Genomic DNA, 12914 nt, shown 5'->3' with positions numbered 1-12914 from the left:
CCCTTTGCTCTGTTTGCCTTAGGACTTAGGTCCGATTTTGTGGTTTTGAATAGACGTTTGTTGCGAGACGTTCCAGCGCCGCGCGCAATCCCTCGTCTTGAACGTCCCCTGCCAGTTGCTGCGCTTGCGGCAGGATCGCAGCGGGTGTGTCATTCCGCTCGGATTTGGGTCCGTGATCAAAGCTCACCTGACCTTCGGAAAATCCGGTCGAGGCCGTCTGCGTGATCCGGACTTTGGAAATCGCGTTATAGCCGTAGACCGCGTTGACCTTTTCGCGCAGCTTTTCTTTTTGCATCTCGAGAATCGGCGCATGCGCACCCGTCGTCAAAAGCGTCAGTGTTGCGCCAAACCCGCCGCGCCCATAGCGCACCTCTACGGGCCGGCTGATGGCTGCGATGTCATCGCCCGCGATCTCGGTCCAATGAGTTAGGAGCCGGGATTGCGCAAATCCACGGGTTTCCGAAGTCTTGCGGATCTGCGTCTGCAGAAGACTCGATGTCCGCTTGAACCCATGTGTCTGGCTGTTGCGTGGCGCCATGTTTGACTCCCTCTCTCGAACGCTATTCTAGTTGCGCGACGTCGCTGCAACCACCCCACAAATGAGAGCCGAAATCAAAGGTATGTCAGACCTGCGTGATCCGCCCGATCCAAGCCTGCTACTGGAATGGTATGACAGGCATGCCCGCCAGATGCCGTGGCGTGTCAGCCCCGCTGAGCGCGCCAAAGGGATGCGCCCAGACCCCTACCGTGTCTGGATGTCCGAGATCATGCTGCAACAAACCACAGTAGCGGCCGTCAAAAGCTATTTCGAAGCATTCACAACACGCTGGCCCACCATCATCGATTTGGCACAGGCAGAGGACGCCGACGTCATGGCAGCTTGGGCGGGTCTTGGCTACTACGCCCGTGCCCGAAACCTGTTGAAATGCGCCCGCGCTGTTCAAACCGAGCATGGTGGCGTTTTTCCGGACACCTATGACGCATTGATTACCCTTCCGGGGATCGGTCCTTACACCGCTGCAGCTGTTGCCTCTATCGCGTTTGACCGACAGGAAACCGTGCTCGATGGAAACGTTGAACGCGTGATGGCGCGGCTCTATGACGAGCACATGCCATTGCCCGCTGCGAAACCTGTTCTCATGGATTATGCCTCGGCCCTCACGCCCGGCAACCGTCCCGGCTGCTATGCGCAAGCTGTGATGGATCTTGGCGCTACAATCTGTACGCCGCGCAATCCGGCCTGTGGGTTATGCCCCTGGCGGCAATCATGCGCGGCGTGGGAGGCGGGTACTGCAAAGGAGTTGCCGAAGAAGACCCCCAAAAAACGCAAACCGACCCGCCTTGGCATTGCCTATCTCGCACGCCGTGTTGATGGAGCCTGGCTGCTGGAGCAGCGCCCCGATTCGGGCCTGTTGGGCGGAATGCTGGGTTGGCCGGGCAGCGACTGGACAGATACACCTGTCGAAAACCCACCAATACGTGCCGAATGGCGCACCGCGCCCGTTGAAGCGCGGCACACCTTTACGCATTTTCACCTCAAGCTTACGGTGAAAACCGCATTGGTGCCCATGGACCGCACACCGACACGTGGGCATTTCGTCGAGGCAGACAGCTTTGATCCCAACGATCTGCCGACTGTGATGCGAAAAGCGTATTTGGTCACTAAAGACACGTAAGCGCACCCAACGTTAAACTTGGTGAAAGCATAATGTGCCAGTAACCTGCGCCATAAATGCAAGGTGCCGGGCGAACCATGACCGACAGCACAGTACAGAGCCGTTCGTCGCGCCTGCCCTTTCGGGCAGCGATGCCGTTTTGGCTGTCCTTGCTCATGATCCCGTTGGTTTTGTCCGCTGCCGTGATTGGCGGATTTTGGGTGCTGGTGCCGATAATCGCCACATGGGGCGTTTTTGCGACGCTGGATGCGGCACTCGGCCTCGACACTGATTCACTTGATCCAAACACCAAGGAAAGCGCGCTTTACTGGCATCGCATGATCACGCTGATCTGGGCCCCCTTGCAATTCGCGATGATTTTTGGGCTGGTTTGGTACCTCCCTCGCGCAGATCATTTGGGCCTGATTGAGACATACTTTATCACAGTAGGCATGGGCGTCTTGTCGGGCAGTGTCGGCATCGTTTACGCACATGAGCTGATGCACCAACGCAATAAGCTTGAGCGTTGGTTGGGTGACCTTTTGATGGGCATGGCTCTGTACGGGCATTTTCGCTCTGAGCATCTCTTGGTGCATCATCGCTACGTCGGCACTCCGCGTGATCCGGTAACTGCGCGCTATAACGAAAGCTTTTGGCGGTTCTATCCGCGCGTGGTCAAAGGCTGCTTGCTGTCATCGTTCAAAGCCGAGCGCGACATGCTGGCCCGTAAGAATTTGCCTTGGTGGCACACCAGTAATCCGTTCTGGCGCTACTGGAGTTTGCAGTTGGTGTTCCTCGTCTTAGCCTTTGCCTTGGGCGGGTCGCTGGGCGTACTGGTCTTCGTACTGCAAGCGATGTCGGCCATCTTTCAGCTCGAACTGGTGAACTATGTCGAACACTATGGGCTGACGCGCAAATATCTGGGTGATGGCAAGTACGAACACGTCAAACCACGTCACAGCTGGAACGCATCGCACAAGGCGTCCAACTGGTTTTTGATCAACCTGCAGCGCCATTCGGATCACCACTACAAGCCTGACCGCCGTTTTCCACTGCTTCAGACCTATGACGAGGACGAGGCTCCGCAATTGCCCTATGGCTACCCTGTGATGACGTTCTTCGCTTTGTTCCCCCGCAAGTGGCGCGCCATGATGAACCCACGGGTCAAGGCCTGGCGCGAGATGTATTATCCCGAGATCACTGATTGGTCTGCATACAACAAGGCCCGGCACGGATTGTGATCCGGCACCGGGCCTAAATTCTTAAATGTGACTGCCGCGATCCTTTACAGGATCGCCATCCGCTTACAGTTCCGCGAGCAGTGCTTCGCCACCCGAGGTTTCGCAAACTCCGGGGCTTTCCTCGACATGCAGTTTGGTCACAGTGCCGTCTTCAACGACCATCGCGTAGCGCTTGGAACGCCCAATGAGGCCCGCTGGGGGCGCATCGAAATCAAGCCCCATCGCTTTGGTAAAGGTGCTTTCGGCATCGCCAAGCATGGTGATTCCAGCCTCTGTGGCGCCAGTGCTTTCGCCCCAGGCTTTCATCACGAAGGGGTCATTAACCGAAACACAGATGATTTCGTCGACGCCTTTGGCCATGAACTCGTCTTTGGTACGGATAAAGCTCGGCACATGTGCCGCGTGGCAGGTCGGAGTGAATGCGCCTGGCACGGCGAACACCACCAGCTTCTTGCCCTTGGCATGTTCCGCCAATGCGACAGGCTCTGGCCCGTCCGCGCCCATTTTCACAAGTGTTGCCTCTGGAAGTGTGTCACCCGGTGCGATTGTCATCGTCAGTCCCTCGTTGATGAATTGCATTCTCAATGCTCTGCCATATAGGGTCGCGCGGAATGAGACCAATGGCATTGTGCAAAAAGGTTCAGCAATGAGACATGTAATTGTTGTCGGCGCCGGGCAAGCTGGCGCGTCCTGCGTCGCCCGTTTGCGGACCAAAGGCTTTGACGGAAAGATCACCTTGATCGGCGAAGAGCCTTTCCCTCCTTACCAGCGCCCACCCTTGTCCAAAGCTTATTTGCTTGGTGAGATGGACCGTGACCGGCTCTATCTGCGCCCAGAAAGTTATTACGCGGAGCAGGACATCACCCTCAGACTCGGAGCGGCAGTGACCGGAGTTGATCCCGAGGCGCGGACGCTGACGGTTGGCGATGACGTGCTGCCATATGATGATCTGGTGCTGACCACCGGGTCGACGCCGCGCCACCTGCCTGCATCGATCGGTGGGGATCTGGACGGTGTGATGGTGGTGCGCGGGTTGCACGATGTTGATGCGATGGCTCCCCGCTTTGCCCAAGGGGCCCGTGTTCTGATTGTCGGCGGTGGCTATATCGGCCTTGAGGCGGCAGCGGTTGCCGCAAAACTGGGGCTGAACGTGACCTTGGTGGAAATGGCCGATCGTATCCTGCAGCGCGTGGCCGCCCCCGAGACATCTGATTTCTTTCGCAACATACACACGCAACACGGCGTCGACCTGCGCGAAGGTGTGGGTCTGGATCACCTGACTGGCGCGGAAGGGCGTGTGACCGGTGCGGTGCTAAGCGATGGCAGCACGGTCGAGGTGGATTTCGTATTGGTTGGGGTCGGTATTACCCCCAACACGACATTGGCCGAGGCTGCCGGTCTGCGGATGGAGAATGGCATCGCCACCGATGCGCATGGGCGCACATCAGATCCGCATATCTGGGCGGCAGGGGATTGCGCGTCATTTCCATGGAAGGGTCAGCAGCTGCGCCTTGAAAGCGTTGGTAACGCGATCGATCAGGCGGAATGCGTGGCAGACAACATCATGGAGGCGGACCAACCCTACGCGGCAAAGCCATGGTTCTGGTCAGATCAATATGACGTCAAGTTGCAGATTGCCGGTCTGAACACCGGCTATGACCGAATTGTCGTGCGCCAAGGCGCCGACGACGTGGTGTCACATTGGTATTTTGCCGGTGATCAGCTTTTGGCCATCGATGCCATGAATGATCCGCGTGCCTACATGGTGGGCAAGCGTTTGATCGAGATGGGCAAATCGCCGGACCCGGACGCGGTCTGTGACCCTGAAACAGATCTCAAGGCGCTGCTTAAGGCGTGAGGATTATCGCGGGTCTTTATCGTGGACGACCGCTTGCCAATGTGGGCAAGGGCGATCCCGGCGCGCACCTGCGGCCCACGACGGACCGCGTACGTGAAAGCCTGTTCAATATGCTGGCGGGCGGGCGATTTGGAGAGCCGTTCGACGGCGCTCGGGTGCTCGATCTTTTTGCTGGAACGGGTGCGCTGGGGCTAGAGGCGCTGTCACGTGGCGCGCAATCAGCTGTGTTCGTGGACGACGGACGCAAGGCCGTGTTGTTGATCAAAGCCAATATCAAGACGCTGGACTGTAAGGCGACACAGGTGATTGCCCGTGATGCCACGCGGTTGCCGCCTTGCGACGCGGACCCGGCAACGTTGGTGTTTCTCGATCCGCCGTATGGCAAATCGTTGGGACAAAAGGCGTTGGACGTGGCTGTCGCGGGTGGCTGGATCGCCGATGGTGCATTGATCGTCTGGGAAGAAAGCACGCCACAGATCGCGCCCGAAGGTTTCACGCGGCTGGAAACACGGCGCTATGGCGACTCCCATGTAACGGTGCTGCGATTTGGAGAAATGGATGACCTGTGATAAATTGCAGGCATGGATATTTACAACCCGACGCTTCAGGAACTTCGTGAATACGAGATGCTTGATCAGGTTGCCGCCAAATCACCAAGACGCGATGGGCCAGTTTTGATGGCGGATTGTACAACACCATTGGCTGGTGAATCGCTGCTGGCGGTACTTTGGAAACGCTGGGAAAACCAGGATTGATATGAAACCGGTTGGTTCTGCAGCTAGGCAAAAAGGCGCGGCACTGAAGCCGCGCCGTATTGGTCAAAGCTTTTGAGTTAGATCAGCCGTCTGTTTCAGATTCTGCACCGCGCGTTGCTTCGACGGCTGCGCGGACATCCTCAACCAATTGCGCGGCATTCAGACCACGGTCGGCCATCTCTGCGATCCACTCTTGTGTAACCTCATTTCCCAGTTCGACGATCCGCGCAGTTTCAACCTCACTTAACGCTGCGATCTCATTGCCTGCATCTTCCATTAGTGTGCGCCCATCGCGATCGCCGGTATCATGGGCGCGGCCAGCCATTGCGGAGGTTTCCAAACCTGAATTCGCGTCGATGACCGCTTTCAGGTCATCGGGCAGCGCGTTGTAGCTGTCCTTGTTCATCGCCCAGATGAAATAGAGGTTGTAGAGCGACTTATCGCCTGCCACGTCTGTGTGGCTGTCGGTCAGCTCGTCGAGCTTGAGCGAGGGCGACATCTCCCATGTGATCACACCACCATCGACTACGCCTTTGGACAGCGCCTCGGGGAACTGCGGCACTGGCAGTCCGATGGGTTCTGCCCCCAGCTTGTCAAGCAACAGCGTTGCGGGGCGCGACGGGCCGCGCAGTTTGAGACCAGCGAAATCGCTCAGATCTTCTATCGCGCCACCAGTCTTATGGACAATTCCCGGCCCATGCATGTGTGCGGCAATCAGGTGAACATCCGCGAAGTCGTCCATCAGGTGCTTTTGCGTGAACTCCCACGCGGCGCGCGAGGCCTCTTCTGCGCTTTTGGTCACCATGAAGGGTAACTCCAACGCTTCGGCCTCGGGAAAACGGCCAGGGGTGTAGCCGGGGATAACCCAACCACCGTCGATCACACCATCGCGGATAAGATCATATTGCGCCGTGGCTTTGCCGCCGAGCTGCATGAAGGGATAGACCTCGATCTTGATCCGGCCGTTAGACTCGGCCTCAACCTTTTCGACCCAAGGATCTAGGAAATATTTTGGGTTCGCCGAATTGGGCGACACGAAATGCTGAAACCGCAGAGTGACCTCTTGCGCGATCCCGGTTGTTGCGGTGATGCCAAGCATGGCGGTGAGAGCGGCGGTTTTGAGAAATGTCATGTTTCCGCGCCTCCTGTCTGATGCTGTTTTTACGCGCTGCTGCATTGCGGCGCAGGCCGTATCTATGTCCTTAAGGCCATTGTTGCAAACGGTTCGCAAATGGCGTCCGCCTCTGCCTGTGCCGAAGGCATTGCTTTTTCATCGCAAAAACGAACCCCCGGGGAATTGAAGCGCAGGTTTCCCATCCAAGGCCCACTGAAAAACAGAATTGCAGCATGTTGGCCGGCAATGCTATTCACACATTTGAATTTATCTCTGGGAGGAGACACCATGCTTTTGCGCCCAACCCGCCGTGCCTTTCTGAAAACTGCGGCAGCTATGCCCGCCTTTGCCTTGCCCCGCGCGCAGGCGTTCGCCGAATTGGGTGGTCCGGATGGCGGCAACCCAAGCCACTTTCGATTCACGCTGGGCGAGGCGAACATCACGATCGTGTCAGATGGATATCTTAGCCTTCCCACCAATGGTCTTGGCGTCAACGCCGACCCAGCAGAGGTTCAAGCCTTTCTCGCCGCGCATTACCTGTCGACCGAAACGAACACCTCGCACACCAATCATATGATTGTCGAAATCGGCGACAATAAAATCTTAATTGATGTCGGATCTGGCAATCGCTTTATGCCGACCGCAGGGCGGCTTCTGGCGAATATGGATGCGGCGGGCATTGATCCCTCGTCGATCACCCATGTGGTTATCACCCATGCACACCCAGATCATATCTGGGGAGTGCGTGACGATTTCGACGAGGCAATTATTCCCGATGCTGCGTACTACCTTGGCGAGGCCGAGCACGATTACTGGATGCAGGACGGGCTTGCGACGCAAGTGCCCACAGAGATGCAGCAATTCGTTGTTGGTGCGCAAAACTCGATCAATGTCGATGGCGCCGAGTGGGAGCTGATGTCGGATGGGTTCGAAGTGGTACCCGGTGTTCGCGTCATCGACACCCCCGGCCACACCCCGGGTCATATGGCGGTTGTCGTGGAAAGCGGAGGTCGGCAGCTGATTGCCCTGGGCGATTGTATGAGCCACGCCTACACGAACTTTGCTCATCCCGAATGGTACAACAATTTCGATGCTGATGGTGATCAGACCGTCGCCACCCGAACGCGCCTTTTGGATATGGCGGCCACCGACGGTATGGCGGTTCTAGGCTATCACTTTCCGTTCCCAGGTGTTGGGCACGTCATGCGTGACGGCGATGCCTATAGCTTTGTCCCAGCGCTCTGGAAGTTCGATTAAAGACCAGCAGCCCGCAAATTAGCGGCGCGGTGGGACCACAAAATGTGTCCCAGCGCGCCAAGCGCCGTGATCCCGGCAGCCGCACCCAGCCACGTCAGATCGCCGACAGCTTGTACCAAGCCACCCAAGGCTGATCCAGAGGCCGTGCCGACATAGATCGCCGCTGCGTTCAGCGCGAGGACCACGCCCGCCAAGTTGGGGGCCAGCTGAAGCAGGCGCACCTGCTGGGGGGCCACAAAGGACCACCCGAAGGCGGACCACACAAACACCAGCACCAAGAGCAGACCCGGCGCAATCGGTAAGCCTGAAAAGAGCGGCATCAAGACAATCTGGCCAAGGCACAGCAGTACCAGTGATTTGACCGATCCAAGCCGGTCCGTCAGCGCTCCTCCAATCAGATTGCCGGCGACCGCCCCCGCCCCGAAGAGCAGCAGCACAAGTGTGATGCCATCGCGGCCATAGCCCATTGTTTGTTCCAGTAAGGGCGCAAGATAGGTGAAGAGCACATAGATTGCGCACAGGAAGCTGGCCGTGAAAAGGACGGCACCCATGATCACGCCGTCCTTTAGTGCACGCCCCAGATCAGCCAGATTGACCGGCGTAAAGCGCAGACCCGCAGGGACACGCACCCAGATCAAAACGGTCGACAGCATGGCAAGTGCCATCACGATCCAGAACGCAGCGCACCAGCCAAACGTGAAGGCGATCCAACCGCCGATGGGGACGCCCAAGGCCTGAGACAGGGTCAGCCCGAAATAGAAAGCCGCAATTGCTTTGCCCTGTGTTGCCTTGGGTGCAAGGGCTGCCACAACGGCTGCTCCGACTGGGGTCACGACACCAGCACCTGCCGCCGCAAGCGCGCGAGCTATGTACAAAACGGTTGCATTCGGCGCGACCGCGGACATTAACGCACCCAGCGCAAACACCGCCATGCCTGCCGCGATCACGCGGCGACGTCCGATCCGGCCGGTCAGTGAAACGAGCAAGGGTGAGAGCACGGCATAAGCCAGCGCGTAGGCCGTCATTGCTCCGCCAGCAGCTGCGGTGCTGATCGCAAGATCAGCGGCCAAGAGCGGGACCATCCCGATCACCACAAATGCGCCCATGCCGATCACGAAATTGCATCCCGACAGCAAAGCGATGAGGCCGACGGGTGGTCGGCTTGTGTCTGTCTGGGATGTCATTCGGTTTTACCCTTCGCGCGGAGCAGCCGCACGGCTGAGGCGGTCATTGATCGCAATACCTAGACCTTCATGCGGGATTGGCGAGATCGCAATCACTTTGCCACCCCGAGCGTCCAACCGGTGCAGGTAGTCAAAAAGATGTGCCGCCGCTTCGACCAGGTCTTCGGTTTTCGACAGATTGAGATCACAATCGACCTCACCAAAGCCAAGCCGAAGTTCGCCCGGTTCCCAGTCGGTTGCGTTCAGGCGGACCAGAGCATCGGGCGCATAGTGGGACATCAATTGTCCCGGTGCAGAGATGGCCTCGGCCTTGTGACGAACAGCGATATGATGACCTAACGTTTGAGCCAGCTGGTCTTCGGTGATGCCTCCGGGACGGAGCAGAACCGGTTTGTCGATCAGTCCAACGATGGTCGATTCAACTCCCACGGTGCAAGCCCCACCATCAAGGACCGCATCCACGCGGTCGCCAAGGCTATCCATAACATGTTGGGCAAGTGTTGGGCTGATCTGTCCCGACTGGTTGGCTGACGGGGCTGCAACACCACCGCCGAAGGCACGTAGAACAGCCCTAGCAGAGCGATGCGCCGGAAGCCGGACCGCGATCGTATCCAGACCCGCTGACACCAGAGGCGAGATCGGACTGTCGGCCTGTCTCTTGAGAACAAGTGTCAGTGGTCCTGGCCAGTAAGTTTGCGCCAGCAGTTCGGCCTCCGGCGTCCAGACCACATGTAGTTTGAGTGTTTCGAGATCAGCAAAATGCACAATCAGTGGATTGAAGCTCGGTCGTCCTTTGGCCTCATAAATCCGGGCGACGGCGCGATCATCGCTGGCATCTGCACCCAATCCGTAGACCGTTTCAGTTGGGAACGCGACAAGGCCAGCGGCACGCAAAAGTTCCGCTGCACGGGCATGGCCGGTGTCTGTGTCGGAAAGGGTCTCTGGGGAAGATTGGTTCATCCGTCGTGACGCCGCGTTTTTGTTGATGGGGTCGAGTGCAATCGTCAGGATCGCCAAGAAGCTGATGGTTGCTTATCGTTCCAAAAGCAGATTGCCAAGCCACAGCGCAGATGCCCCGCCGTCGAAGGAATGCCCCTTATGCCTTACCGCGCCCCTGTTTCCGAGTTTCGTTTCTTATTTGATCATGTTGTCGGGTTCGATCAGGTTTCGGCCACCGAACGCTTTGCCGAAGCGACGCCAGAGACAGTTGAGGCTGTTCTGACTGAGGCTGGCAAATTGTGCGAAGAGGTGCTGGCGCCGCTGCAACGTGCCGGAGATGTGCACCCCGCCCAGCTTGAGAACGGGATTGTGCGCACGTCGCCGGGTTTCGGTGAAGGGTTTCGCGCGATTGCGGAAGGCGGCTGGATCGCGATTGCTGCGGATCCCGCGCATGGGGGGATGGGCCTGCCAATCGCGATGGCGACCGCAGTGAACGATATGCTCAGCGCCGCGTGTCTGTCCCTTCAACTTGCTCCTCTGATGACACAGGGGCAGATTGAAGCGCTTGAGAACCACGCGAGTGACGAGATCAAAGCGCTGTATCTGCCCAAGCTGATTTCAGGTGAGTGGATGGGCACGATGAATCTCACCGAACCCCAAGCGGGCAGCGACGTGGGGGCGTTAACCACCAAGGCCGAACCAAACGATGATGGGACCTACGCGATCACTGGTCAGAAGATTTATATCTCGTGGGGTGACAACGACTTTACCGAAAATGTCTGCCACCTTGTTCTGGCGCGTCTGCCTGATGCTGTACCCGGCACCAAGGGCATCAGCCTATTCCTGGTGCCCAAGCGCATTCCTAACGAAAACGGTGTGCCGGGCGTGGCAAATGACCTGAAGGTTGTCAGCCTTGAACACAAGATGGGTCTGCATGGCAGCCCCACAGCCGTGATGCAGTATGACGGCGCGACCGGTTGGCTGGTCGGTAATGAAAACGACGGCATGCGCGCCATGTTCACCATGATGAACAACGCGCGCCTTGGCGTGGGTGTGCAAGGGATCGGTGTCGCCGATGGTGCGTATCAACATGCGCTGGCTTATGCAGAGGGACGCAAACAGGGTCGGACCGAGAACAACTCCATCACAGATCACGCCGATGTACGGCGAATGCTGGCGACGATGAAAGCCGACACCTTTGCTGCGCGCGCCATTGCATTGGCCAATGCAGTTGCAATCGACATGGAAACCGCGACAGGCCATGCCGATTGGGCGGCACGTGCCGCGCTTTTGACACCGATCACCAAGGCGTTCGGAACCGAGACAGGGATTGACGTTGCGGAACTTGGCGTGCAGGTGCATGGCGGTATGGGATTCATCGAAGAAACCGGCGCGGCACAGTATTCGCGCGATGTGCGGGTGACCGCGATCTATGAGGGCACCAACGGCATCCAGTCGATTGACCTTGTCGGCCGCAAGCTGATGGATGGCGGGGAAGCTGCCTATAATCTTCTCGACGAGATGGAAGCCGAGGCGGAATCCGCCCGTGCCGATTTCCCCGAATTGGCTGAAGCCGTCTGGCAGGCCTGCGAAACCCTGCGTGAGACCACCGAATGGATGGTCGCCCAAGGTGCGCAAGACAGATTCGCAGGTTCTGTGCCCTATCTCCGAGGCTTCGCCCGGGTGCTGGGGGCTCATTTCCACCTTAAGGCTGCCCGCGCGGGCAAAGGTGGCGCGCATGAACGGCTAGCCGCCTTCTATATTATGCGCCTCTTGCCAGACCATATCGGCCTGCTGGCCCATGCCCGTCAGGGGGCAGATGGCCTATATGCGCTGAGCATGGATGATCTTGCCGCATGAAGGATCGGAGCACCAACGGCATTCGGTATCCATGGGATAGCCCACCGGAACTGGAAACGGCCACTGAGGTTGCTGACGGCATTCTCTGGATTAGGCTGCCGCTTCCGATGAAGCTTGACCACGTTAATGTCTATGCGCTTGACGATGGCGATGGCTGGACGATTGTCGACACCGGCTTTGCGTCGAACCGGGGCAAGGCGCTTTGGGCAAAGTTGATGGATGGGCCATTGCAGGGCAAGCCAATCACTCGTGTGATCGTGACCCATCATCATCCCGATCACATTGGCATGGCAGGCTGGCTCCAATCCGAACACGGGGCAGAATTGATCACCACACGCACGGCTTGGTTGATGGGCCGAATGCTTCAGCTTGACGAACAGGCAACACCAAGTGCGGAGACGCTGCGCTTTTGGGAACGCTGCGGAATGGACCCGGCACTCCTCAAACGGCGCAAAGTGGAACGCCCGTTCAACTTTGCTGATTGCGTGGCCCCTTTGCCGCTTGGCTACACCCGCATTCAGCAAGGCGATGTGATCATTGCTGGCGGGCGGACATGGGACATCCACATCGGCAATGGGCACGCGCCGGAACATGCCACTCTGTGGTCGCGTGATGACAATCTGGTCCTAGCAGGCGATCAAATTCTGCCATCAATCAGTTCGAATATCGGGGTGTACGCCACCGAACCCGAGGCTGATCCTGTAGCCGATTGGCTTGAGGCGTGTGAGCGTCTTTCGACCATCGCCCGGGAGGATCATCTGGTTTTGGGTGGTCACAAGCTGCCCTTTACCGGGTTGCCGTTGCGCCTGCATCAATTGATCGAGAACCACCACGGCGCGCTGCGTCGCCTTGAAGCGCATCTTGATACACCGAAATCTGCAGGAGACTGTTTTGCGCCGCTGTTCAAACGCCAGATCGGTGACGGTGAATATGGGCTGGCCTTGGTCGAGGCGATGGCGCATTGCCAACATCTTTGGCACGAAGGCCGGGCATCACGACAATTAAGTGATCAAGGTGCGTGGTTGTTTCAGACGAAGTCCTGAAGAAACGC

The 12914-nt window shown here is 58.1% G+C and carries 13 protein-coding genes; 8 read left to right on the top strand and 5 right to left on the bottom strand.

Annotated features, from left to right (window positions below; all coding sequences use genetic code 11):
* Positions 1 to 25: 25 nt before the first annotated feature.
* A complete protein-coding gene (locus ACTG4M_RS02065) occupies positions 26 to 538 on the bottom strand; it encodes a DUF721 domain-containing protein (protein WP_439121968.1) in 513 nt (170 codons plus the stop codon).
* 61 nt (positions 539 to 599) lie between these two features.
* On the opposite strand from ACTG4M_RS02065, the gene mutY reads away from it, so the two are divergent.
* Positions 600 to 1676 (top strand): A/G-specific adenine glycosylase, encoded by a 1077-nt coding sequence (gene mutY / locus ACTG4M_RS02060; RefSeq protein WP_439121967.1) that lies wholly within the window; start codon positions 600 to 602, stop codon positions 1674 to 1676.
* Positions 1677 to 1753: 77 nt separating this feature from the next.
* Complete coding sequence (locus tag ACTG4M_RS02055) at positions 1754 to 2896, top strand: alkane 1-monooxygenase (protein WP_439121966.1); 1143 nt, start codon at positions 1754 to 1756, stop codon at positions 2894 to 2896.
* A gap of 63 nt (positions 2897 to 2959) precedes the next feature.
* Here ACTG4M_RS02055 and ACTG4M_RS02050 read toward each other — a convergent pair whose 3' ends face one another.
* Positions 2960 to 3448 (bottom strand): peroxiredoxin, encoded by a 489-nt coding sequence (locus tag ACTG4M_RS02050; protein WP_439122007.1) that lies wholly within the window; start codon positions 3446 to 3448, stop codon positions 2960 to 2962.
* Between the two features lie 94 nt (positions 3449 to 3542).
* Here ACTG4M_RS02050 and ACTG4M_RS02045 point away from each other — a divergent pair, with 94 nt between their 5' ends.
* Genes ACTG4M_RS02045 through ACTG4M_RS02035 form a run of 3 tightly spaced genes read left to right on the top strand, consistent with a single transcriptional unit; the run spans position 3543 to position 5509 of the window.
* Positions 3543 to 4754, top strand: coding sequence for an NAD(P)/FAD-dependent oxidoreductase (locus ACTG4M_RS02045; protein ID WP_439121965.1), 1212 nt, complete (start codon positions 3543 to 3545; stop codon positions 4752 to 4754).
* Positions 4751 to 5323, top strand: a complete 573-nt coding sequence (gene rsmD / locus ACTG4M_RS02040) for a 16S rRNA (guanine(966)-N(2))-methyltransferase RsmD (protein WP_439121964.1) — start codon at positions 4751 to 4753, stop codon at positions 5321 to 5323. The genes ACTG4M_RS02045 and rsmD overlap by 4 nt, the downstream gene beginning before the upstream one ends.
* Before the next feature lie 12 nt (positions 5324 to 5335).
* Positions 5336 to 5509, top strand: coding sequence for a hypothetical protein (locus ACTG4M_RS02035; RefSeq protein WP_439121963.1), 174 nt, complete (start codon positions 5336 to 5338; stop codon positions 5507 to 5509).
* Positions 5510 to 5591: 82 nt separating this feature from the next.
* On the opposite strand, the gene ACTG4M_RS02030 is transcribed toward ACTG4M_RS02035, so the two are convergent.
* The gene (locus ACTG4M_RS02030) at positions 5592 to 6641 is read right to left on the bottom strand and encodes a TRAP transporter substrate-binding protein (RefSeq protein ID WP_439121962.1); all 1050 of its coding nucleotides are present in this window, start codon (positions 6639 to 6641) and stop codon (positions 5592 to 5594) included.
* Between the two features lie 270 nt (positions 6642 to 6911).
* On the opposite strand from ACTG4M_RS02030, the gene ACTG4M_RS02025 reads away from it, so the two are divergent.
* The gene (locus tag ACTG4M_RS02025) at positions 6912 to 7880 is read left to right on the top strand and encodes an MBL fold metallo-hydrolase (RefSeq protein ID WP_439121961.1); all 969 of its coding nucleotides are present in this window, start codon (positions 6912 to 6914) and stop codon (positions 7878 to 7880) included.
* Here the strand turns inward: ACTG4M_RS02025 and ACTG4M_RS02020 are convergent.
* Both ACTG4M_RS02020 and ACTG4M_RS02015 read right to left on the bottom strand, forming a co-directional pair.
* Positions 7877 to 9064 carry an MFS transporter gene (locus ACTG4M_RS02020; RefSeq protein WP_439121960.1) on the bottom strand — a complete coding sequence of 396 codons (1188 nt, stop codon included), beginning with the start codon at positions 9062 to 9064 and terminating at the stop codon, positions 7877 to 7879. The genes ACTG4M_RS02025 and ACTG4M_RS02020 overlap by 4 nt on opposite strands.
* Before the next feature lie 6 nt (positions 9065 to 9070).
* Positions 9071 to 10024: an L-threonylcarbamoyladenylate synthase gene (locus ACTG4M_RS02015; protein WP_439121959.1), complete on the bottom strand. Its 954-nt coding sequence runs from the start codon at positions 10022 to 10024 to the stop codon at positions 9071 to 9073.
* Positions 10025 to 10162: 138 nt separating this feature from the next.
* On the opposite strand from ACTG4M_RS02015, the gene ACTG4M_RS02010 reads away from it, so the two are divergent.
* Positions 10163 to 11863 carry an acyl-CoA dehydrogenase gene (locus tag ACTG4M_RS02010; protein ID WP_439121958.1) on the top strand — a complete coding sequence of 567 codons (1701 nt, stop codon included), beginning with the start codon at positions 10163 to 10165 and terminating at the stop codon, positions 11861 to 11863.
* Positions 11860 to 12906 (top strand): MBL fold metallo-hydrolase, encoded by a 1047-nt coding sequence (locus ACTG4M_RS02005; RefSeq protein WP_439121957.1) that lies wholly within the window; start codon positions 11860 to 11862, stop codon positions 12904 to 12906. The genes ACTG4M_RS02010 and ACTG4M_RS02005 overlap by 4 nt, the downstream gene beginning before the upstream one ends.
* Positions 12907 to 12914 lie beyond the last annotated feature (8 nt).

It is taken from the genome of Marivita sp., assembly GCF_965656765.1.
In the GTDB taxonomy this organism is placed as follows: domain Bacteria; phylum Pseudomonadota; class Alphaproteobacteria; order Rhodobacterales; family Rhodobacteraceae; genus Marivita.
This window is presented reverse-complemented; position numbering and strand designations above follow the sequence as displayed.

Bases quoted from the DNA above. Each gene is read 5' to 3' on its own strand.
- ACTG4M_RS02065 (WP_439121968.1), bottom strand. From the start codon at position 538: ATGGCGCCACGCAACAGCCAGACACATGGGTTCAAGCGGACATCGAGT.
- mutY (WP_439121967.1), top strand. From the start codon at position 600: ATGAGAGCCGAAATCAAAGGTATGTCAGACCTGCGTGATCCGCCCGAT.
- ACTG4M_RS02055 (WP_439121966.1), top strand. From the start codon at position 1,754: ATGACCGACAGCACAGTACAGAGCCGTTCGTCGCGCCTGCCCTTTCGG.
- ACTG4M_RS02050 (WP_439122007.1), bottom strand. From the start codon at position 3,448: ATGACAATCGCACCGGGTGACACACTTCCAGAGGCAACACTTGTGAAA.
- ACTG4M_RS02045 (WP_439121965.1), top strand. From the start codon at position 3,543: ATGAGACATGTAATTGTTGTCGGCGCCGGGCAAGCTGGCGCGTCCTGC.
- ACTG4M_RS02035 (WP_439121963.1), top strand. From the start codon at position 5,336: ATGGATATTTACAACCCGACGCTTCAGGAACTTCGTGAATACGAGATG.
- ACTG4M_RS02030 (WP_439121962.1), bottom strand. From the start codon at position 6,641: ATGACATTTCTCAAAACCGCCGCTCTCACCGCCATGCTTGGCATCACC.
- ACTG4M_RS02025 (WP_439121961.1), top strand. From the start codon at position 6,912: ATGCTTTTGCGCCCAACCCGCCGTGCCTTTCTGAAAACTGCGGCAGCT.
- ACTG4M_RS02020 (WP_439121960.1), bottom strand. From the start codon at position 9,064: ATGACATCCCAGACAGACACAAGCCGACCACCCGTCGGCCTCATCGCT.
- ACTG4M_RS02015 (WP_439121959.1), bottom strand. From the start codon at position 10,024: ATGAACCAATCTTCCCCAGAGACCCTTTCCGACACAGACACCGGCCAT.
- ACTG4M_RS02010 (WP_439121958.1), top strand. From the start codon at position 10,163: ATGCCTTACCGCGCCCCTGTTTCCGAGTTTCGTTTCTTATTTGATCAT.
- ACTG4M_RS02005 (WP_439121957.1), top strand. From the start codon at position 11,860: ATGAAGGATCGGAGCACCAACGGCATTCGGTATCCATGGGATAGCCCA.